General features: G+C 37.9%; 20 protein-coding genes. 3 read left to right on the forward strand and 17 right to left on the reverse strand.

What is annotated here, in order from left to right:
- Window positions 1-94: 94 nt before the first annotated feature.
- The 11 genes from carB to A5819_RS15010 all read right to left on the reverse strand — a co-directional run bounded on the left by carB (window position 95) and on the right by A5819_RS15010 (window position 13,369).
- Window positions 95-3,274: a carbamoyl-phosphate synthase large subunit gene (gene carB / locus A5819_RS14960; RefSeq protein WP_086279536.1), complete on the reverse strand. Its 3,180-nt coding sequence runs from the start codon at window positions 3,272-3,274 to the stop codon at window positions 95-97.
- Complete coding sequence (locus tag A5819_RS14965) at window positions 3,274-4,353, reverse strand: carbamoyl phosphate synthase small subunit (protein WP_086279537.1); 1,080 nt, start codon at window positions 4,351-4,353, stop codon at window positions 3,274-3,276. Before A5819_RS14965 ends, carB begins: the two co-directional genes overlap by 1 nt.
- A gap of 2 nt (window positions 4,354-4,355) precedes the next feature.
- A complete protein-coding gene (locus A5819_RS14970; RefSeq protein ID WP_086279731.1) occupies window positions 4,356-5,639 on the reverse strand; it encodes a dihydroorotase in 1,284 nt (427 codons plus the stop codon).
- A 9-nt stretch (window positions 5,640-5,648) separates the two neighbouring features.
- Window positions 5,649-6,575 carry an aspartate carbamoyltransferase catalytic subunit gene (locus A5819_RS14975; protein WP_086279538.1) on the reverse strand — a complete coding sequence of 309 codons (927 nt, stop codon included), beginning with the start codon at window positions 6,573-6,575 and terminating at the stop codon, window positions 5,649-5,651.
- 92 nt (window positions 6,576-6,667) lie between these two features.
- The gene (locus A5819_RS14980; RefSeq protein WP_086279539.1) at window positions 6,668-7,948 is read right to left on the reverse strand and encodes a solute carrier family 23 protein; all 1,281 of its coding nucleotides are present in this window, start codon (window positions 7,946-7,948) and stop codon (window positions 6,668-6,670) included.
- A 33-nt stretch (window positions 7,949-7,981) separates the two neighbouring features.
- Window positions 7,982-8,539 carry a bifunctional pyr operon transcriptional regulator/uracil phosphoribosyltransferase PyrR gene (pyrR, locus tag A5819_RS14985; RefSeq protein ID WP_086279540.1) on the reverse strand — a complete coding sequence of 186 codons (558 nt, stop codon included), beginning with the start codon at window positions 8,537-8,539 and terminating at the stop codon, window positions 7,982-7,984.
- A 408-nt stretch (window positions 8,540-8,947) separates the two neighbouring features.
- Complete coding sequence (locus A5819_RS14990; protein WP_086279541.1) at window positions 8,948-9,853, reverse strand: RluA family pseudouridine synthase; 906 nt, start codon at window positions 9,851-9,853, stop codon at window positions 8,948-8,950.
- The gene (gene lspA, locus A5819_RS14995) at window positions 9,840-10,316 is read right to left on the reverse strand and encodes a signal peptidase II (protein WP_086279542.1); all 477 of its coding nucleotides are present in this window, start codon (window positions 10,314-10,316) and stop codon (window positions 9,840-9,842) included. Before lspA ends, A5819_RS14990 begins: the two co-directional genes overlap by 14 nt.
- Before the next feature lie 6 nt (window positions 10,317-10,322).
- Window positions 10,323-11,024 carry a hypothetical protein gene (locus A5819_RS15000; RefSeq protein ID WP_086279543.1) on the reverse strand — a complete coding sequence of 234 codons (702 nt, stop codon included), beginning with the start codon at window positions 11,022-11,024 and terminating at the stop codon, window positions 10,323-10,325.
- Window positions 11,024-11,407 (reverse strand): hypothetical protein, encoded by a 384-nt coding sequence (locus A5819_RS15005; RefSeq protein WP_086279544.1) that lies wholly within the window; start codon window positions 11,405-11,407, stop codon window positions 11,024-11,026. Before A5819_RS15005 ends, A5819_RS15000 begins: the two co-directional genes overlap by 1 nt.
- Window positions 11,408-11,698: 291 nt before the next feature.
- Entirely contained in the window at window positions 11,699-13,369 is a 1,671-nt protein-coding gene (locus A5819_RS15010) for a formate--tetrahydrofolate ligase (RefSeq protein WP_086279545.1), read from the reverse strand.
- Between the two features lie 182 nt (window positions 13,370-13,551).
- Between A5819_RS15010 and A5819_RS15015 the strand changes: the two genes are divergently transcribed.
- Window positions 13,552-13,752: a cold-shock protein gene (locus A5819_RS15015; RefSeq protein WP_025869040.1), complete on the forward strand. Its 201-nt coding sequence runs from the start codon at window positions 13,552-13,554 to the stop codon at window positions 13,750-13,752.
- Window positions 13,753-13,788: 36 nt separating this feature from the next.
- Here the strand turns inward: A5819_RS15015 and A5819_RS15020 are convergent, their stop codons facing one another.
- Window positions 13,789-14,232, reverse strand: coding sequence for an EbsA family protein (locus A5819_RS15020; RefSeq protein WP_086279546.1), 444 nt, complete (start codon window positions 14,230-14,232; stop codon window positions 13,789-13,791).
- Between the two features lie 83 nt (window positions 14,233-14,315).
- Here A5819_RS15020 and A5819_RS15025 point away from each other — a divergent pair, with 83 nt between their 5' ends.
- A complete protein-coding gene (locus A5819_RS15025) occupies window positions 14,316-14,711 on the forward strand; it encodes a ribonuclease HI family protein (RefSeq protein WP_086279547.1) in 396 nt (131 codons plus the stop codon).
- Here A5819_RS15025 and ybaK read toward each other — a convergent pair whose 3' ends face one another.
- From ybaK to A5819_RS15050, 5 genes are all read right to left on the reverse strand, one after another.
- Window positions 14,712-15,203, reverse strand: a complete 492-nt coding sequence (gene ybaK / locus A5819_RS15030) for a Cys-tRNA(Pro) deacylase (protein WP_086279548.1) — start codon at window positions 15,201-15,203, stop codon at window positions 14,712-14,714.
- A 209-nt stretch (window positions 15,204-15,412) separates the two neighbouring features.
- Window positions 15,413-16,168, reverse strand: coding sequence for a type I 3-dehydroquinate dehydratase (gene aroD, locus A5819_RS15035; protein ID WP_086279549.1), 756 nt, complete (start codon window positions 16,166-16,168; stop codon window positions 15,413-15,415).
- 14 nt (window positions 16,169-16,182) lie between these two features.
- Window positions 16,183-17,385 (reverse strand): MFS transporter, encoded by a 1,203-nt coding sequence (locus A5819_RS15040; RefSeq protein ID WP_086279550.1) that lies wholly within the window; start codon window positions 17,383-17,385, stop codon window positions 16,183-16,185.
- A 16-nt stretch (window positions 17,386-17,401) separates the two neighbouring features.
- A complete protein-coding gene (locus A5819_RS15045) occupies window positions 17,402-18,280 on the reverse strand; it encodes a shikimate dehydrogenase (protein ID WP_086279551.1) in 879 nt (292 codons plus the stop codon).
- Window positions 18,281-18,296: 16 nt separating this feature from the next.
- On the reverse strand, window positions 18,297-20,354 hold the full coding sequence (locus A5819_RS15050; RefSeq protein WP_086279552.1) for an FAD-dependent oxidoreductase: 2,058 nt from the start codon (window positions 20,352-20,354) through the stop codon (window positions 18,297-18,299).
- Window positions 20,355-20,740: 386 nt separating this feature from the next.
- On the opposite strand from A5819_RS15050, the gene A5819_RS15055 reads away from it, so the two are divergent.
- Window positions 20,741-21,637 carry a LysR family transcriptional regulator gene (locus tag A5819_RS15055; RefSeq protein WP_086279553.1) on the forward strand — a complete coding sequence of 299 codons (897 nt, stop codon included), beginning with the start codon at window positions 20,741-20,743 and terminating at the stop codon, window positions 21,635-21,637.
- Window positions 21,638-21,648 lie beyond the last annotated feature (11 nt).

Genomic DNA, 21,648 nt, shown 5'->3' on the forward strand with positions numbered 1-21,648 from the left:
CTCGAAGCATGGAGGACCGTTTGCTCCCACCGTTTATCCGGACTCCAGATGTCTGGGATATGACTCACAGAGTTATGTCTCAGACACTTTAAAATTAGATAGACTCTGTTGAAAATGACCGTGATTCCAACACTTTTAAGATGGCTTCTGCCGTATCCAGTGAAGTGAATAATGGGACACCATGTTCTACTGCTTCACGTCTGATCAAAAACCCATCTTGATTTAAATCAGAACGATTCTTATCCATCGTATTTACCACAACTTGGGCTTCCCCGCTACGAATCAAATCAAGAACCGTTTCGCCACCTTGATTGATTTTAAGAACGGTTTTAACTAATAAGCCATTTTCTGCTAAAAATTCAGCCGTACCTTTTGTTGCGATCAAGCTATAGCCAATTTCATTAAATCGTTTTGCTAATGCCAACGCTTCTTCTTTTGTTTCATCAGCTATGGTAAACAAGACTGCACCAAAACTTGGCAAATGTAACCCTGATGCTTCAAACGCTTTATATAAGGCTTTTTCTAGACTATAATCAGAACCCATTACTTCACCCGTTGATTTCATTTCAGGCCCTAAATAAGTATCGACCTTTTGGAGTTTAGTGAAAGAAAATACGGGTGCTTTGATATGGACTTGCTGACTTTCAGGATATAAACCATCTTGATAGCCTAGATCGGTTAGTTTTTCACCAAGAATTGCTTTTGTAGCGACTTGAGCCATCGGAATTCCTGTGATTTTGCTTAAAAATGGTACTGTTCGACTAGCACGTGGATTAACTTCGATCACATAGACTTTTTCCTCATGGATCACGAATTGGATATTCATCATACCGATACAGTTCAATCCGATTGCTAATTTTTTTGTATAATCGGCAATCGTTTGTTGAATTTCATTCGACAAAGTTTGTGGCGGATACACCGCCATTGAATCACCCGAATGGACTCCAGCACGTTCAATATGTTCCATGATACCAGGAATCAAGACCGTTTGACCGTCGCAAATCGCGTCTACTTCACATTCTTTACCTAATAAATAGCTGTCAACTAAGACAGGATGCTCTGGTGAAGCTTTTACTGCATTTCGCATATAATCTTCCAAGTCTTTTTGGTTTTCAACAATTTCCATTGCTCGTCCACCAAGAACATAGCTTGGTCGAACTAAAACTGGATAACCGATTCTATTGGCAACAGCCACGGCTTCTTCAGTGCTCGTAGCGGTATCACCAGGTGGTTGTGGAATATCCAACGCTTGTAGTGCTTGCTCAAATAAGTCCCGATTTTCTGCTCTATCTAAATCTTCGATCGACGTTCCTAAGATTTTTACACCTTGCTTAACTAGTGGTTCTGCTAGGTTGATTGCTGTTTGACCGCCAAACTGAACGATTACGCCTGTTGGTTGCTCTAACTCAATTACATTCATCACGTCTTCAAGCGTTAATGGTTCAAAATATAATTTATCCGAAATCGAGAAGTCTGTTGAAACTGTTTCAGGATTACTATTCATAATGATTGCTTCATACCCTGCTGCTTGGATTGCTTTTACTGAATGAACGGTTGCATAATCGAATTCTACTCCTTGTCCGATTCTGATTGGACCAGATCCTAAAACCAAAACAGACGGTTTTTCAGAACGGATGCTTTCATTTTCGAATTCATACGTACTGTAAAAATAAGGAGTTTTAGATTCAAACTCAGCCGCGCAAGTGTCAACCATTTTATAAACTGGCAGTATCTTTTGCTCATGACGATAGTCAGAAACTTCTTGTTCACTTGTTTGCCATAAATCAGCAATTTTTCGATCAGTAAACCCATTTTGTTTTGCTTCTTTTAATGTTTCGTTATCTTTGAAATTACTTTCCAATGCTGTCTCTAGCTCAACGATATGAAGTAATTTATCAAGGAAGAACAAATCAATTTTAGTTAGCATAGCCAACTCTTCGATCGTAAATCCTCTTCTGATGGCTTCTGATAGATAAAATAAGCGGTCATCTTGTGCTTTTACGATTTTTTCTGTCAAAAGTTCATCACTAACTTCTTTTATTTCTTTTAATTCATTATGATAAGCACCGATTTCTAGTGAACGAACAGCTTTTAGTAATGATTCTTCGATGTTACGACCGATGGCCATAACCTCACCTGTCGCTTTCATTTGAGTACCTAAACGACGTTCCCCTTTTTCAAATTTATCGAAAGGCCAGCGAGGAATTTTTGCCACTACGTAATCCAATGCTGGCTCAAATTCTGCATAGGTTGTTCCTGTAACTGGATTTTTCATTTCATCCAAAGTTAATCCTACAGCAATTTTAGCTGCTAATTTAGCAATCGGGTAGCCAGTTGCTTTACTGGCTAGGGCGGACGATCTAGAAACTCTTGGATTCACTTCAATCACATAATAATTAAAACTGTGTGGATCTAGTGCTAACTGAACGTTACAGCCCCCTTCTATTTTTAGCGCTCTAATGATTTTAAGGGACGCATCACGCAGCATTTGATATTCATGATCAGATAGAGTTTGACTTGGTGCGAATACAATCGAATCTCCTGTATGGATCCCGACTGGATCGAAGTTTTCCATATTACAAACAACGATTGCATTGTCAGCGGAATCTCGCATCACTTCATACTCGATTTCTTTAAAACCAGCAATACTCTTTTCGATCAAGCACTGTGTTGCAGGCGATAATTTCAGCCCATTTTCAGCAATGAGCCGTAATTCCGCTTCATTATCACACATTCCTCCGCCCGTTCCACCTAAAGTAAACGCAGGACGTACAATGATCGGATAACCAATCGTATTGGCAAATTCTACTGCTTCCTCTACAGTATTGACGATTTCACTTTCAGGAATCGGTTGATCCAACTCTTCCATTAATTGTTTAAACAAATCACGATCTTCAGCTTGGTCGATCGCATTTAATTTAGTTCCTAGCAATTCTACATTCAGTTCAGTCAAAATTCCAGATGCGGCAAGTTCCATTGCCATATTTAACCCTGTTTGACCACCTAAAGTCGGTAGTAATGCATCTGGTCGTTCTTTTCGTAGAATACGAGAGACAAATTCTAGTGTGATCGGTTCAATATATACTTGATCGGCAATTTCTTTATCTGTCATGATCGTTGCCGGGTTTGAATTAACCAAAACGACTTCGTATCCTTCTTCTCTTAAAGCAAGACAGGCTTGTGTGCCAGCATAATCAAATTCTGCAGCTTGGCCAATAATGATCGGTCCAGAACCGATTACCATGATTTTCTTGATATCTGATCTTTTTGGCATTAGTCCTGCTCCTTCCATGCATCCATTAATTCCATAAATTCGTCAAACAAATGTAAACCGTCGTGTGGACCAGGTGCTGCATCTGGGTGGTATTGAACGGTAAAGGCCGGGTATTGACGATGTCTAACCCCTTCTACTGAGCCATCATTCACTTCTACATGAGTAACCATCAACTTCTCAGGATCAACTGTTGTAGCATCAACTGCATAGCCATGATTTTGTGAGGTAAAATCGATTCTCCCAGTTGCTATTTCTCGAACCGGATGATTTAAACCCCGATGACCAAACTTCATTTTATAGGTATCTGCTCCATTAGCTAAAGCGAATAATTGATGACCTAGGCAAATACCGAAAATCGGGACTTTTCCTTGGATTGCTTGAATCATTTCAATCGCTTCTGGCACATCTTTTGGGTCCCCTGGGCCATTTGTCAACATCACACCATCTGGTGAAAGTTCTAAAATCGTTTCCGCATCAGTGTTGTACGGTAACACGGTCAAGTTGCAATGACGTTTTGATAATTCTCTTAAAATACTATGCTTCAAACCAAAATCAACAACGATCACATTTCTACCGATTCCAGGACTTGGGTAAGGTTTGGTTGTGGAAACTTGCGCTACTTGATTTTTGGGCAAGACAGTCGCTTTTAACTGATCAAATTCATGAGTTAGATCGTCATCAATGTCGATAAACCCAGCTTTCATGGTTCCAATAGAACGAAGTTTTTTAGTCAATGCACGAGTGTCGATCCCAGAAATCCCTGGTATGCCTTTTCTTTTTAGAAATTCGTCCAGCGTCATTTGTGCCCGCCAGTTTGAAGCTAAGCGTGCATGTTCTTTCACTACCACGCCTTTACAAGTAGGTGAAATTGATTCATAATCATCACGATTGACACCGTAGTTTCCGACCATTGGATAGGTAAATGTAATAATTTGACCATTGAAACTTTGGTCAGTGATCGTTTCTTGGTAACCTGTCATACTTGTTGTAAAAACAATCTCTCCAACAACGTTGACCTCTGCACCAAAGGCTTTTCCTTCAAAAACGGTTCCGTCTTCTAGTATCAATAGTCGCTTCAACTTTATGCATCTCCCTTAGACCAAGCTGATTGTCCATCAACAAAAGTCATTAATGTGTTTCCTTTGACTTTCCAACCGACAAATGGTGTATTAACACCGAGCGATTCAAAGTCCTGATCGTCAATCGTTTCTTCTAGCTCTAAGTCAAAAATAGCAATGTCTGCCGGGGCACCGATCGTCAGTGTTCCTGCATCTAAACCAAAAATTTCTGCAGGTTTGGTTGCCATCCAGTCAATTACTTGTTCTAAAGTGAATTTTCCTGCCTCAACAAAATTCGTGTATATTAGTTGAAAAGCTGTTTCACTCCCAACTATACCAAAGGGAGCTTTTAAAAATGTTTGATTTTTTTCTTCCAGACCATGTGGCGCGTGATCTGTTGCGATACAATCGATCGTACCATCTAGTAACCCTTCGATTAATGCATCACGATCAGCTGTTGCTCTAAGCGGCGGATTCATTTTCCAGAAACCATTATCTTCTGGGATATTTTCATCAACTAAAATCAAATGATGAGGCGCAACTTCTGCTGTAACGCGGATGCCCGCTCGTTTGGCATCACGGATTACACGAACACTTTCTTTTGTTGAAACATGACAGACATGATAATGAACACCTGTTTCACCGGCTAAGACAACATCACGAGCAATCTGTGATGCTTCAGTAGAACTTAAAATCCCTGGTAACCCTAACTTTTTAGAAATTTCCCCCTCGTGCATGACTCCGCCAAAAAGCAGTGACTCATCTTCTGTATGGGCCACGATTGCCATATCAAGTGCTGCCGCTTCTTTCATTGCAAGATACATAATCCCTGCTGTTTGCACACCCACACCATCGTTTGTAAATGCAAAAGCGCCAACTTCTTTTAACGCTTTTTGATTGGTCAATGTTTCACTGCGTAACTCCTCTGTGATTGGTGCATACTGTAGCACTTTTACTACAGCATTTTTTTCAATGATTTCGTATACTTCTTTTAATTTTTCTGCAGTATCAGGAACAGGATTTAAATTAGGCATTGCACAAACTGTCGTATATCCGCCTCTGGCTGCTGATTTACTACCCGTTTCGATTGTTTCTTTATAAGTAAACCCTGGTTCTCTTAGATGAACATGGACATCCACTAATCCTGGTACGATCAATTGACCTTTGGCATCGTAGACTTTATCAAATGTACTTTCTTCAAAAAATTCTCCAATTGCTCTGATTTTGCCCTCTTCGATCCATATTTCTGCTGGAATCAATTGATTATCTTTTTTTATGATTTTTCCATTTTTGATAAGTGTTTTCATATTGTTCACCTATGCCTTTCCTTGTAATACTGCTTCTAAAATTGCCATTCTCATATAGACACCATTACTCATTTGTTGGATGATTCTAGACTGGATTCCTTCTACTAGAGAATCTGCCAGCTCAACATCACGATTCACAGGAGCAGGATGCATTATGACTGCATGTTTTTGTAGTCGTTTTGCGCGCTCAACAGTTAGACCATATTGCTGATGGTACTCTTCTTTTGAGAATATTTCAGATCCATCATGACGTTCATGTTGTACTCTAAGCAACATCATCACATCAACTGTTTCGACCACTTCATCTAAAGGCATATAATGGCCATAAGCTTCAAATTGCTTATCGTACCATTCCTCTGGTCCTGAAAAAAAGATTGTAGCGCCAAGTCGCTTTAACATCTGCATGTTGGATTTCGCTACTCTAGAATGTGTAATATCCCCAACGATTGCAATTTTCAATCCCTCAAAGTATCCAAATTCCTCGTATATTGTCATTAAATCTAGTAGGCATTGAGTCGGATGTTGACCACTACCGTCACCACCGTTAATAATAGAACATTGAATTGTTTTACTTTGGATCAGTTCATCGTAATAATTTTCTTCTCCATGACGAATGACTGCCACATCAACTCCGATTGCCGACATTGTCAGCACTGTATCATAGAGTGTTTCACCTTTTTTGACCGAGCTCATACTTTCTTCAAACTCAATTACTTCAATCCCTAATTTTTTCTCGGCAACATCAAAGCTCTTATGTGTTCGTGTACTATTTTCAAAGAACAGGTTTGTCGCAAAGTATTGTTTTTTCTCGGGTTGCCAAGTTGCTCCTTGTTTAAACTCTTGAGCACGATGAATCAGGCCCATAACTTCTTGGTCACTTAATACTTCTACTGTTAAAAGATGTTTTAAACTGATACGTTCAGATGTGATGATCATTCGTTTTCCTCCTTGTTTTAAAAGCTGAAAGGCTAGCTCTTGAAGCTAGATATCAATGATAACAACGTTCCACACTTTTTTACCTAGTTAGACTACTTTTCTTCACTGCGCGCTGTTTCAGGTAAAATCAGGTTTAGAATGATTCCTAAGACTGTTGCTAATGCCATTGATGACAATTCAAAGGTATCCAATTTAAAGACCAATCCGCCAATCCCAATGACTAAGATCACAGAGGCAATTAATAAATTCTTTTTCTTATCAAAGTTGATTTGATTGTCGATCAGAATTTTCAACCCGCTTGCCGCAATGACACCGAATAACACAAAGCTGATACCAGAGATAACTGGACCAGGGATACTTAAAATGATTGCACTTAATTTTCCTACAAAACCTAATCCCACCGCGAACACTGCAGCTCCTGCAATCACGAACACACTATGAACACGAGTGATTGCTAGAACACCGATATTTTCTCCATAACTTGTAACAGGAGGTCCGCCGACTAAACCAGCTACGATTTGCGCCGCTCCGTCTCCCATCAACGTTTTGGATAAACCAGGATCTTGAAAGAAGTTGCGTTTAGTCAATTTATTTAAGACCATTAAGTGTCCGATATGTTCCGTCATTGTGACGAATGCGATCGGTGCCATCGTTGTGATTGCATTCAAGTGGAGTTTTGGCTGATATTGAACAAAAGGAATCTCGAAGTTTGGCATGGCAAACCACGCAGCTTGTTTGATTGGTTCAACATCTACAATCCCGAATAATAAAGCAACTAGATAACCACTGACGATTCCTAGTAAGATTGGAATCAAGCCCAGGAACCCTTTGAAAAACATGTTATAGAAAATGGTTAAACCCAATGTGATCAACGCAACTGCGATGAATTTGAAATCATAGTCCCCATTGTTATACATAGCATTATTTGCAGCATTTGAAGCCAAGCCTAAGCCGATGACCATCACTACAGGTCCAACAACGATTGGTGGTAAGATTTTATCTAGCCAAGCCGATCCTATTTTACTGATGATAATAGAAACAATCAGATAAACCAATCCTGTTGTCATTGCCCCTTGTGCGATTGCTGGATAGCCATCGCTTTTCATCAACATCTGCATAGCCGCAATAAAAGCAAAGCTACTTCCAAGATAAGCTGGAATTTTACCTTTCGTTACGAATAAGTAAACGATGGTTCCAAGCCCTGAACTGACCAAAGCGATTCCTGGATCAATTCCTACTAAAATTGGAACTAATACTGTTGCACCAAACATGGTAAATAAATGCTGTAAACTTAAGCCGATCCAATGTACGGTTTTGGGCTTATCATGAATATCTAATACTGCTTCTTCATTGCGAAATTCTTTTTCTGTCATCTCAACCTATCCTATCTTTACTAATGTATTTGTCTATTCGTCAATGCTTGCGATCAAAATCCGATCAGCTCCGTCTTTTTCTTCTACTTCAACAATGATTTCTTCTGCCATAGAAGTTGGAATATTTTTCCCCACGTAGTCTGCTCTGATTGGAAGTTCTCTGTGACCTCTGTCTACCAAAACGGCCAATGAAATTTTTCTTGGTCGACCAAGATCCATCACTGCATCCATTGCCGCTCTGATTGTCCGACCTGTAAAGAGTACGTCATCAATCAAAATTACTTCTTTACCTTCTAAAGAAACTGGAATGTCAGAAGAGTGAAATTCTGGTTCTTCTAATGAACGATCTTTCATCGATTGACCGTCCATATCATCTCGGTATAAAGTAATATCCAACTCACCGACTGGAACGTCAATTTGTTCTAATTGTTTTAAACGTTCAGCAATTCGTTGAGCGATGTAGATTCCTCGTGTTTTGATGCCGACCAATACGATATCTTGGATTCCTTTGTTTCTTTCAATAATTTCATAAGTGATTCTTGTAAGTGCACGTTTCATCGTCACAGTATCAACGACTTCTTTTTTTTGCATGTTTGACTCCTCCTAAAAATGTACTTTTTAATGTTGCTTTATGAGCAACTTGCTCTAGTGTGTAGGCGATACACTTGCTCTTTTTCATCTCTTGTTTTCAGTAGTTAAAATTTGATGAATAACTGGTATGGTGACTTCTCTCACTTCGTTCGCCAAGTATTTTTCATCATCTGCTCTGTCAGCTTCGCTGCCAGTCGCAGTGATGAAAAACAAAAATCCTCCCACCCGTGTTCGGATAGGAGGATTGAATTTATCTATACAAAGATACTATTCATTTCACGCAGATTTTTTCTAAGCGCACCTAGATATTGTTCTGCATGTTTCCTTCTTAGCCTCACAGGACTACTCTTAAAGGATGCTTATTTAATTTTCTTTCTCAAAACAGTGTACCTTTTCTTTTCAAATAAATCAATCATTATTTCTTAATTGATTTAAAGTTTTTTCAAAAAGTTCTGGTAGTGGTGCTTCAAAGACCATCATTTGGCCAGTTGTAGGATGTTTGAACCCTAAAACCTCAGCATGTAAAAATTGACCGTTGCCTTTTAGTGTTTTTCTTGGTCCATAAAGTGGATCGCCTGCAACTGGAAAACCAATATATTTCATGTGAACACGTATTTGATGTGTGCGTCCTGTTTCCAATTGTAATTGAACTAAAGTGTATCCCTCATATCGTTCTAAGACTTCAAAATGAGTCACAGCTGGTTTTCCACCTTCAATGACTGCTTGCATTTTTCGATCATTTTTTGAACGGCCAATCGGCGCATCAATCTCTCCTTTATCATGCGTAATTTCACCGTGAACTAAAGCAATATATTTTCTAATCGATGTTTTATCCTTTAACTGTGCGGCTAATGCCTCATGAGCTTTATCATTTTTGGCTACCATCAATAAACCAGATGTATCTTTGTCAATCCGATGAACGATTCCTGGTCGAATAATCCCATTGATCGAAGAAAGATCTTTAATGTGATATAGCAACGCATTGACCAGGGTCCCGTTTTGGTGTCCTGCAGATGGATGAACCACCATACCTTGCGATTTATTGATTACCAACACATCATCATCTTCGTACACGATTTCAATCGGAATGTCTTCAGCCACAACGTCAAGTTCAACTGGTTCTGGCACATTGATGCTGATCTCATCGTTTTCTTTTACTTTATAATTTGAACGGGTCACTTCACCATTGACCGTTATATTTTGATCTTTTAACCATTGTTGAATCTGAGAACGTGAGTGCTCTTTCAATAAATCACTCAAAACTTTATCGATTCGTCCTTTTTCCTGTTTTACTTTTACATTAATTTGTTCCATTTTTCCCATCCTTCGCTGCTTTTTCGTCTAAAATCAGATAAATAAAAATACATATCACGCCAATAACTAGCGCTGAGTCAGCAACATTGAAAATCGGAAAGCTGATAAAATCTGTTTGGAACATATCAACAACATAACCTAAACGCAAACGATCAATAAAATTGCCGATGGCTCCTGCTAGAACTAAACTCAACCCAATTGTAAACCATTTACTTCCATTAATATGTTTGATTAAAATATACAGAACTACGGCTACGACAACCACAGTAACAATATAAAAAAACCACATTTTCCCTTCTAAAAGACTCCAAGCAGCTCCCGTGTTACGAAGATACGTAAACGACATAAAGCCGGGGATAAACTCTTTCGTTTCTCCCAATGGAATATTTGTTACGGTTAAATATTTTACCCATTGATCTAAACCAATCAAAACTGCACTAATAATCAGATAAACTGCTAACAACGGCTTTCATTCCTTCTCTAAATTATTGTATAAATCCCTCGGACGAATAATCCCAAGTAAGCTTCCATTAGGGTTACCATCTTTTGTAATCAATATCGCTTCTAATCTGACTTGCGTCACGAACATCTCTTCAACTTGAAACACGGTTGCTTCCTTGCCGACAAATTGATAGTTACTTCCTTTATAATTGCTTACCAAAAGTTCGGCTGCTTTTCTACCTTCTAATTGGATATCTCCTTTAGAGCTTTCAACGGCTAACCAAATTCCCAGTCCACGAACTGTAATTAGTCCTTTAAAGATGCCTGCATCATAGATTGGAAACTGTGAATACTGTTTACGTGCAACAATTGCTAAAATATCTTTAATTGAAATATTAATATCAAATCCTGTTACCTTTTTTGCAAACTTCGGAAACACTTTTTCTGGACTGATCAACGCTTGTTCAATTTCCCGCATACGATTCACTGCCCATTCATTCGGTTCAGCTATCACGAAATCAGTTGAGATTTGTTCATGTACGATGGCGTTTCTTAATTGTGCCATTTGCAGTAAATCATCTTGAAAAAGCGGTATATGACTGTCTTTCTTTCTTGAGAGTCTGCGAACCATCTCACTAAAGCCCATATTAGTCGGATTATTCAATTGTTCACGAAACCACTTTTCGATTCGGTTAAAACTACTTAAAAATTCTTCGGCTCTTTCACCCATTAGATCTTCTCCTTGATGATATAAGCTTTATTCAATATTGAAAAAACAAACACAAAATAAAGAACAAGCAATAGTAAAACGCCAGCGATGTTCAACTGTAAAACTGGAATTAAAAACATGCCAACAAAGAGTATAACATAAATCAAGATCAGAGTTGGGTTCATCGTTATCTCTAAATCAATCATTTGATTCTGATTGCTCACTGTAATCGGCATACTCTTCAAAAAGAAAAACCTAGCCTGAATTGTGCATTCTGATTCTTCTAATTCGACTTCTTTTGTTTCATTTTGGCCTAAATAAAACCACTTTTCATTGTTTTTTCTAATCTCGATTGGACTGCCCATTCCATAAAATCCGGTATTTCTAGTACAACGAATCTTCATGCTGATCCCTCCTCGAGTTCTAGTCTAAAGTATATAACAAAAAGCGTCTGACTGGAAGAAAGAAGTTGGCTTGAATGGAAATAAACGAAATGATAAAAAAGGCCGAGAAAAAAGTGTTTAGCTCCAAGAAATAAGAAGGAATTCACGAAATTTGTTCTTAAAAACTTTGTGAATTTCAGCTTATTTCCGAAGGAGTTACTTTTTTCTCGCCGTTTATTCGGGTTTAAAGAGCGAGACAAAAAATTTTTTTACTTTTATCCCGTACCCTTTCTATTTAATTCGTACTAAATTTTAAAATAATCCAAAGGCATTGCCGTCTTTATCTACATCCATATTTAACGCGGCTGGTTTCTTTGGTAAGCCAGGCATCGTCATAACATCTCCTGTTAACGCAACAACAAATCCAGCGCCGATTTTTGGGACCAACTCACGAATCGTTATGGTAAACTCTTCTGGTCGACCTAATTTTTGTGGATCATCGGATAAGGAATATTGAGTTTTGGCCATACAGACTGGTAAACGATCCCACCCATATTTTTCAAAAGTTGCTAATTGACTTTGGGCCTTTTTGGAAAAAGACACATCCTCTCCACCATAAATTTTGGTCACGATTGCTTTGATTTTATCTTCTAAGTTCATGCCCATTTGATAAATGGTTTTAAAATCTGCTGTTTGCTCTGCAATAACTTGAGTAACACGTTTAGCTAAGGCAACACCGCCTTCAGCTCCCTTTTCCCAAACACTTGTTAGCTCAACAGGGACTTTGATTGTTTCACATAATTCACGTAAAGCTTCAATTTCGTTTTCAGTATCGCTTACAAATTCATTGATCGCCACAACTACAGGCAAGCCATAACTTTGCATGTTTTCAATATGCTTGTGTAAATTTGAAAATCCTTTAACTAAAGCCGAAATATTTTCTGTATTTAATGCATTTTTAGCTACTCCGCCATGCATTTTCAGCGCACGGATCGTTGCTACAATCACCACTGCATCGGGTGCTTTCTTTAAGTTAGGAACCTTGATGTCTAAGAATTTCTCTCCACCAAGATCCGCCCCGAAACCTGCTTCAGTTACAACATAATCACCCAACTTCAACGCTGTTTTCGTTGCTAAAATGCTATTACAGCCATGTGCAATATTTGCAAACGGGCCACCATGAACAAATGCTGCAGTGCCATATATTGTTTGAACTAGATTAGGTTTGAGAGCATCTTTCAATAGTAAGGTTAACGCACCTTGAACACCCAAATCACTAACAGTTACAGGATTACGATCAAAGGTATAGCCAATAACGATATTGCCTAACCTAAACTTCAAATCTTCTAAATCGGTTGCTAAACATAATATAGCCATGATCTCACTTGCCACAGTAATATCAAACCCATCTTCGCGTGGCACTCCTTGGACTGGACCGCCTAAGCCTACGATTACTTGACGTAACGCACGATCATTCAAGTCAACTACTCTTTTCCAAATGACCCTTCTAGCATCGATCCCAAGGTCATTCCCTTGCTGGATATGATTATCTAATAAAGCAGAAAGCGCATTATTAGCTGTTGTGATCGCATGCATATCCCCAGTAAAATGCAGATTGATATCTTCCATTGGCAATACTTGAGCATATCCTCCACCTGTTGCACCGCCTTTGATGCCCATAACAGGTCCCAATGAAGGTTCACGTAATGCAATGACTGTTTTCTTCCCAATATGATTCAATGCATCTCCTAAACCAATGGTGACCGTTGATTTACCTTCACCAGCCGGCGTGGGGTTGATCGAAGTTACTAGGATCAATTTACCTTCATTATTATCTGCCAGACGCTGAATGGTTTGAAAATCGATTTTAGCTTTATATTTCCCGAATAATTCTAGATCTTCATCTGTTAAACCAATTGATTCAGCTACTTTATTAATGGGCAATAAGTCAACTTCCTTTGAAATTTCTATATCTGTCTTCATAAACAACCTCTTTTCCCGAACTATTTTTAGTTATCCAACCTATTTGTTAAGTTATTCCTTATTATAACGTGTATCACAGCGCTTTTCCATCATTAAAATAACTTTTTTGCAAAAGATTGACGGGTTCCGTTTTTCACTTTATAATGATGCTAGACTTTAGAAAATAAAGGAGCGTGATTTGAATGGAAAAAGGGTTCGTCAAGTGGTTCGATAATAGAAAAGGTTACGGCTTTATTGGTTACAATGAGGACGAAGAAATCTTTGTTCATTTCACAGCAATCGAAGAAGATGGCTTTAAGTCATTAGAAGAAAATCAAGCCGTAGAATTTGAAGTAATGGAAGGCACACGAGGGTTACAAGCTGCTCACGTGAAGAAAATATAGGAAAAACAGCATCCTGCTAAGCAGAATGCTGTTTTTTTAATAGTGTTTACCAATAGTCAATAATGGATCATCAATAATCTGGGCCGTCAATGAGCGTTGTTGTTTCATTGACTGGATAAATGCTTGTTTATTTTTTTTCGTCATGATAAATAGTTGCGTACCCTCTTTAAACTCAGTTGAGCTTATTTCGATACATTTCGGTCCAACTCGAATCATTTCAATTGCAGACAATGTTATTTTTTTTCGTCTAATTGGCAATAATGCATGCACGATCAACTGTTCATTCTCGATCATAAAATAACGATTACACCCTAAAAAAGTAAAGAAAAAGAAGATACCTAATACGATATTACTAGTCAAATAAGGACGAGTATGCTCCAATGTTAATATTAAACTTAAAAATAAAATGCCAAATGTACAGGACCAATAAATTATCGCTGTGGATAATTCTGGTTGCCAATGATAGACTTTTTTCTTCATGTAGCGACCCCTTAATAAAAATTCAGTATGTTATAATAGTAACATACTTCAACTTTGAACGAAAAGAAAATAAGGAGATATTTATGTTACGATTATATGTCGATGCTGCAACAAAAGGAAATCCAGGTCCAAGCGGCGGAGGGATCGTTATTGTCGGAGAAAATTTGCACGAGCAGCTGCATGTTTCTCTTGGTGAGTGTTCCAACCACGAAGCTGAATTTAAAGTATTTATCCAAGCACTGCAATTCGTCATTGAAAAAAAACTAAATAATCAAACTGTTTTGATCCACTCTGATAGTAAGATCGTGGTGCAAACAATTGAGAAGCACCATGCTAAGAATCCACTGTTCCAGCCCTATCTTAAAACTTTTCAACAATTGGAAAACCGTTTCCCACTATTATTGGTAAAATGGCTTCCTGAAAGCCAAAACAAAGGTGCCGATACTTTAGCCAAACAAGCATTGCAAAAATATCAGTAACTATTCCATTGATATATCTGCTATTTCCCCTTTTGTAACTTGAAGAATCGCTGCTGGAGACAATTCGATCTGCATCCCTCTTTTTCCTGCTGACACAATAATAGTGTCAAAGTGGCTAGCCTCTTCAGCAATATAAGTTGGAAATAATTTTTTCATGCCAATTGGAGAGCATCCACCTCGAATATATCCAGTCGTTTCTTCTAAGTCTTTCAAATGAAGCATATCCACTTTTTTATTGCCACTTGCACTAGCTAATTTTTTTAAATTCAGCTCCTTATTACCAGGAATCACTGCTACAACTGGACCCGTTTTATTGCCAACGGTTACCAATGTTTTAAAAATTTTACCGTCTGCAATCCCAATCTTTTCAGCAACACTATTCGCACTTAAATGATCCTCACTCCATTCAAACGCATATTCTTGATACGGAATCTTCTGCTGTTCTACAATGCGTATTGCATTTGTTTTTTGGATTTTCTTTTTTTTTGCCAACGCTATTCACCTCATAAACAAGTTTATCAAAGAATTCAATCGATGCAAGAAAAAAGAGAGCGGACAAAACGAAAAATAAGTTTTGTTTCACTCTCTAAATCCGAATAATTGGTGAGAAAAACGTAACTACAAAGTACGCGTCTTATTGCTGTAAAATACAGTACCTACTTGTCTCTCGAATCGAAAGACTTTTATCTCGACCTTGATTTTTACAATGCTAATGTTCTGAGAATTTTACGTAATTCCGCTACGGGTACTTGACCAGGTGCAGAAGCTTTTTTAGCCGCACCAAACGTCATTGCTGAACCAAAAACTTCGCCACACATGCGGCTAACCATACCTAGTTGTCCCATCGACATTGTAACGATCGGTCGATCAGCGTGTTTGTCGTTCATCTCATTAGTTGCTTCTAAAAGTCTCAACACATCATCTGAAGATTGTGGCATTACTGCAATCTTGCAGATATCTGCATTTTTTTCCTGCATCTTGCATAGTCTTGACACGATTTCTTCTTTAGTAGGTGTTTTATCAAAATCATGATTACACATCACGATTTTGATTGCTTTTTCATGTGCTGCCTTAATCGTCGCTTGAACACAAATATCATCCATAAACAGTTCAACATCTAATAAATCAATTGCCCCATGTTCAATAACAGTTTTGTATAAACCAAAGTATTGCTCATCTGTAAAAGCAAGTTCCCCACCTTCTTGTTTGGTTCTAAAAGTGAAAAGTATTGGTTTGTCAGATAAAATTTCTGCGATTTTTTTTGACATTTCTGCAGCTGCTTCAAAATTAGTTACTTGATCAAAAAAATCAACGCGCCATTCAACAAGATCACAATCAATCGTTAATAAGTGTTTTGCTTCTTCTATTAATTCTGTTTCATTTTTACCTACTAAAGGAACAATGATTTTAGGACTTTCACTTCCAATAGTCACGTTTTTAACTGTTACTGTATTCATTTGATGGATCCTCCCTATTTAGATGTATCGATTGTTTGATGATAACGAATAAATATAATAACTGCTAAGACAAAACCAATACCAGCTATGATCGTATCAAATAGCATGATACCACGTACGTTGGTTTTAGCGATTTGTGCTGCTGCAACAGGAATAACAAATGAAGCAATACTACCAAATGTATAATAAATTCCTGTGATGGTTCCTTTTCCTGCTGGGAACATTTCCCCCATTACAGTTAACCCTAATTGTAACACGCCACCAGCTGCAAAGAAACCAACTAAAGCTGCCCCAATCATACAAACAAGTGGTGTTGGAAACAGCCACATAACAGCGATCGTCAAAAATGAAACAAATGTATAAATAACAACTAGATAGACTGAACGAACTTTTGAAGCCATAATTGCTGTAAATGCGACGCATAATAATGATCCGATTGAATAATACGATACCAAAACACCAGCATCTGTCTGTGCCATCCCTGCAACCTGTTCCCCATAAGTTCCAATAAATTGACTGATTAAGTAAAACGTTGCTTGGGCAATAAAACCGTAGATTACAAAGGCAACACCTTCTATAGCCATCTTAGGTTTTGATTTAAATTTAACAACGGGTGCTTGTTCGACTGCTGCCTCTGTTTCTTCTGCCTGTTTGGCATCCACATCTGGGAATGGTTGTTTCCACAAGTAGATTGCGTTAACACCAAGTAAAATCGCTGCAATCATAAATGACCAACCAAACCATAAGTGATTTGACCCTAAAAATTTAATGATCAATGGTAAGGCAAATTGACCACCTTGAATAAAGGCTTTTAATAACACCGTTGCGGTTCCTGCAGTCTTTGGAAATGATTCCATCAACGCAGGATAGGTTCCAGAATCTAAAAATGAATTTGAAATTCCCGCAATAACAGCAAAGAACATCGCTAATTCAACACTAGGACTATATAAAATCCCAAAGAAGTAGGCCGCATAGGTAACCATTCCTAAGTAAATAAATGGTTTACGGCCAAACTTATCCGATAAACGCCCTGAAATCATGATTGCAATCAAACGCCCAATCCCTAACATGGAAATAACTTTGGCGATTCCCATTAAATCCGTATCCCATTGGGTCATTAATGAATTTTGGTTTTGTGAAATAATAATAACGCCCATCCCATGGACAATGTAGTTGATATAAAGACCTATGGCGGTCGGTGTGTATTTATTTTTCATCGTTTTCTCCTAACTGTTAGTCCTTGAATAGTAATTCTTTAATATAATCAACAGGCATATCTTCCCCAGTGAAATGTTTAAAGGCTTCTGCTCCTTGATAAAGCATCATCCCAAGTCCGTTGATTGTTTTCTTCGCACCGTGTTCACGAGCAAATTTTAATAACTTTGTTTCTTTTGGAATATAAACAACATCAAAGACAACTAAATCTGGACGAATCACTTCTGGATCATTGATCAGACTTTCTTCTTGTAATGGTTTCATGCCAACGCCTGTAGCATCAATATAAATACTACTTTCGCTGATTGATTGCTTAAATGCCGCTTGATCAGTCAAATCAGTTAATGTCGCTGTACATTCTGTATTTTCGTTGATTTTTTTCACGGTTGCTTCCGCATTTTTGAAGTGTTGATCATTGATATTGAAAATCCGTAATTCTTTGGCACCATCTAACGCTGCTTGAATAGCAATTGCGGTCCCAGCACCACCAGCACCAGTCATTGTGATGATCTGATTTTCCACTTCTACCCCTTCTTCTTTCAAAGCACGCATTGCGCCAGTTCCATCGGTTACATGTCCGACTAAATGACCTTTTCCATCTTTATTTGTTACAGTATTAACTGCACCTACTAATTTTGCCGCTGGCGAAAGTTCATCTAAATAAGGGATAATTGCTTGTTTATTCGGCATTGAAACATTTGAACCACGAATCCCTAATGCGCGAATGCCTTGAACGGCATCTTTCAATTCTTCATTTCCCACTTCAAATGCCATATAAGCATAATCTAACCCTAATTTTGCAAAAGCTTCATTATGCATCGTTGGTGATAAGCTATGGCGAATCGGTGTAGCAATCAAACTGATCAATAGTGTGTGTCCATCAATTCTTTCTGTCATCTTAAATTCCCTCACTTTATATAGTTTGTGTTGCTTGTAAACTCTTTGTTTGTTCAAATAACATTTTTTGTGTTCGAGTGTTTTCTAGCACTTCGATTGTTTTTAGAATATCGCGGGCTTCCCTTGTTCCTTCCATGATTCGTCTAGCAACTTTACTATCCCCCATATTTAAAAGAACCGCACCATGACTTCTAGCATATTGATCTAATTCACGGATCATCGGTGCTTCTGCTCGCATTCCCAAACAAACAAAGCCCAAATCAAATGGTAACTTAACTATTTCTCCGTCTTTTTCCACTAAGAAACTACTTTCTTTCACTTCTGTCAATTTCGTTTCTACGTAAACTTCTACGTCAAATTTTTCAACGATTTCCATCATTGCAAGCTTTGTGATCAAATCTAGATCCTTCCCGATTTCACCTTGCATTTCCACAATACTAACTTTTTTGGCACCACGTTCAGCATAATATTCAACAACATCTAAGCCAACCGCACCGCCACCGATCACGACGATTTCTTTTCCTTCAAATTCTTGAAAGTTTGACATATCTTCTAAAATATCGAAGATCGAAAAGATTTTTCTGTTTGGATTGTCTAATTGTTCTTTTAAACCATTGATTGGTGGTAATAATGGTTTTGCTCCAGTAGCATTCACAATAATATCTGGTCCAATGGCTTCAATATCCGTCAATGTTGCTGCATGATTTAGATGAATCGCCAGATTATCCAACTCTTTACAGCGATTGATTTCATAAGTAATGAAATCATCAATTCTTTTCTTGTCTGGGAAACGTGCAATCTCATGCCCTAATCCACCCAAGTATTCTTTTTGCTCAAAGAGCTCAACACTGACCCCCACTTCAGCGGCTGTTGCTGCAGCTTCAAGTCCAGTAGTTCCGCCACCAATTACAACCATTTTTGTTGGATGTAAAACAGGTTTCATTTTATAGTCATCTTCATAATGAAGATCAGGATTGACTGTACAGCGCATCGGACGAGCTTTAGCAATTCGATGGTCAGCACACCCAATATTGCAGGAAATACATTTTCTTAGTAAATCTTCTTGGCCATTGGCAACTTTATTGACCCAATTTGGCTCAGCAATTAAGCCACGACCCATCGCTAATAAATCAGCATCACCGGCTTCTAAAATTTCCGTTGCGCGTTTTGGGCTACGGATATTACCAGAAGTTACAGTAACTTTATCTGGAAAACGTTTTTTAACAGCTTTCGACATGTAAGCACGCCAGCCATCTGCTAAGTTCATTTTATCGATTTGATATTGTAAACTATCATTCAATGCAGCTGAAACATTCAAAATATCGACTTCTTCTGCAAAATAACTTAAAATCTCAATCGTATCTTCTAAGGTATTCCCACCTTCTAATAATTCATCGGCACTAAATCGAAGCGAAATCGGGAAAAAAGGACCCACTGCTTTTCTAACTGCTTCAACAACTAATTTGGTTAAGCGAGCGCGATTCTCTGGGCTTCCGCCAAATTTATCCGTCCGTTTATTATATAAAGGAGATAAAAACTGACTTAGTAGATAAGAATGTCCTGCGTGAATTTCTACACAATCAAAGCCAGCACGTTGCGCTCTTAAAGCACCATCCGCATATCGCTCCACGATTCCATAAATTTCCTCTTCAGTCAAAGGACGTGGGATTGGATTCCCTTTTTTTGAAGGAATATTCGACGCTGAAACAGGTTGTTCCCCATCTAATCGTAGACCATACGCCGAAGCACCAGCATGGTTGATTTGTACGGACGTACACGCTCCATACGCATGCATTTTTTCATTAAAATGCCACAGACCTGAAATATATTGATCATTGTCCATCCTTAATTGACGAGCTCCATTAGTGCCCATTGGATAATCGATACACACATTTTCTAACGTGATCAACCCCGTTCCACCCTTAGCACGTTGCTCATAGTAGGAAACATGCTGCATACTGAACGTCCCATCCATATTAGCGAAATTCGTCCCCATCGGTGGCATCACCACACGATTTTTTAAAGTCATACGTTTTACAGTTAATGGTTCAAAAATTGCTTGATAATTATTCATGATTACCTCCTAAATTAAAAGCGTAGCGGGCTCGTTCAGCTCTGACAGAAAAATAGGGAAAATTGACTGTAATGTTTTTTTCCAAAAACTATTTCCCCTATTTTTTTGATAAAGCAGTAGAAAAAATAATTATTTCTTTTAATTACATGTACTTTTTCTAAAATACAAGCTCAATCTAAATAACACTTCTTATTGTTACTTTATTCACAATATCTATAAATTTATTCTAATCCAACAAACCGATAAACTCCAATGAATGTTTTTTATGTTTTGGATAAATAAAATTTATAGTTTTGCTCGAATTCATTTTTACATTTATAATGCATATTTCTAAATTTATTGATAAACTGTGTGTATAAATGAATGACCAATAAGGAGTTTTATAGATGAATTTGCGGCAATTAGAGTTTTTTAGAATGTTGGCAGACACTCAACACATGACCCATGCGGCCAAGTTGTTAAATACCACACAACCAAATTTAAGCCATTCCATGTCAGAATTAGAAAAAGAATTAGATGCACAGTTATTTGAAAAAAGAGGAAGAAATATCCAACTAACAAAATATGGGAAATTTTTCTATACGTACGTTTCAACGGCTTTAGAAGAACTAGCAAAGGGTGAGCGAGCTTTAAAGGAATTAGTCAGTCCTGACAAAGGCTTGATTGATTTTGGCTTTATCTATACTGCTGGTTCTTTCTTAGCCCCTATGTTAATGAAAGAATTCTCAGCTTATCCTGGCAATGAACAAATCCGCTTCAATTTATTTCAGGGAAATTCCTCAGATATGACTGATTTACTTTTAAGAGAGGATGTCGATATCGCAATTACTTCTAAGCTAAAAGAAGATGAGCAACTTAATTATGAGATTTTAACCGAGCAAGAAATCGTTTTGGTTGTCCCAATTAATCATCCTTTAGCAACAAATGATACGATTTCTTTAAAGGATACAAGTGAATATCCTTTTGTTTATTTTAATGAGCGAAGTGGTTTGCGCCCTTATCTCGATAAATTGTTAACAGCGGCCAACATTACACCAACGATTGTTTGTGAAGTCGAGGAAGATCATACGATGCTTGGTTTTGTAGCGCATGATTACGGAATTGCTTTGATGCCAAAGATCCCTTCGATCGCTGCCTATAATGTTAAAACCATTACCTTGAAAGATAACTTCTTCCCTCGTTACATTTATTTAGCAACTAAAAAAGATCATTTTCTTTCGCCAGCTGCTTTACGTTTTAAAGAATTTATTGTGCCATTTGCACAAAACATGTTTTATCAATAAACAAAAGAGCT

This window comes from Enterococcus sp. 7E2_DIV0204 (assembly GCF_002140855.1).
GTDB classification, from domain to species: Bacteria; Bacillota; Bacilli; order Lactobacillales; family Enterococcaceae; genus Enterococcus_L; species Enterococcus_L lemimoniae.

Bases quoted from the DNA above. Each gene is read 5' to 3' on its own strand.
- carB (WP_086279536.1), bottom strand. From the start codon at position 3,274: ATGCCAAAAAGATCAGATATCAAGAAAATCATGGTAATCGGTTCTGGA.
- A5819_RS14970 (WP_086279731.1), bottom strand. From the start codon at position 5,639: ATGAAAACACTTATCAAAAATGGAAAAATCATAAAAAAAGATAATCAA.
- A5819_RS14975 (WP_086279538.1), bottom strand. From the start codon at position 6,575: ATGATCATCACATCTGAACGTATCAGTTTAAAACATCTTTTAACAGTA.
- A5819_RS14980 (WP_086279539.1), bottom strand. From the start codon at position 7,948: ATGACAGAAAAAGAATTTCGCAATGAAGAAGCAGTATTAGATATTCAT.
- pyrR (WP_086279540.1), bottom strand. From the start codon at position 8,539: ATGCAAAAAAAAGAAGTCGTTGATACTGTGACGATGAAACGTGCACTT.
- A5819_RS14990 (WP_086279541.1), bottom strand. From the start codon at position 9,853: ATGGAACAAATTAATGTAAAAGTAAAACAGGAAAAAGGACGAATCGAT.
- A5819_RS15000 (WP_086279543.1), bottom strand. From the start codon at position 11,024: ATGGGTGAAAGAGCCGAAGAATTTTTAAGTAGTTTTAACCGAATCGAA.
- A5819_RS15005 (WP_086279544.1), bottom strand. From the start codon at position 11,407: ATGAAGATTCGTTGTACTAGAAATACCGGATTTTATGGAATGGGCAGT.
- A5819_RS15010 (WP_086279545.1), bottom strand. From the start codon at position 13,369: ATGAAGACAGATATAGAAATTTCAAAGGAAGTTGACTTATTGCCCATT.
- A5819_RS15015 (WP_025869040.1), top strand. From the start codon at position 13,552: ATGGAAAAAGGGTTCGTCAAGTGGTTCGATAATAGAAAAGGTTACGGC.
- A5819_RS15020 (WP_086279546.1), bottom strand. From the start codon at position 14,232: ATGAAGAAAAAAGTCTATCATTGGCAACCAGAATTATCCACAGCGATA.
- A5819_RS15025 (WP_086279547.1), top strand. From the start codon at position 14,316: ATGTTACGATTATATGTCGATGCTGCAACAAAAGGAAATCCAGGTCCA.
- aroD (WP_086279549.1), bottom strand. From the start codon at position 16,168: ATGAATACAGTAACAGTTAAAAACGTGACTATTGGAAGTGAAAGTCCT.
- A5819_RS15040 (WP_086279550.1), bottom strand. From the start codon at position 17,385: ATGAAAAATAAATACACACCGACCGCCATAGGTCTTTATATCAACTAC.
- A5819_RS15045 (WP_086279551.1), bottom strand. From the start codon at position 18,280: ATGACAGAAAGAATTGATGGACACACACTATTGATCAGTTTGATTGCT.
- A5819_RS15050 (WP_086279552.1), bottom strand. From the start codon at position 20,354: ATGAATAATTATCAAGCAATTTTTGAACCATTAACTGTAAAACGTATG.
- A5819_RS15055 (WP_086279553.1), top strand. From the start codon at position 20,741: ATGAATTTGCGGCAATTAGAGTTTTTTAGAATGTTGGCAGACACTCAA.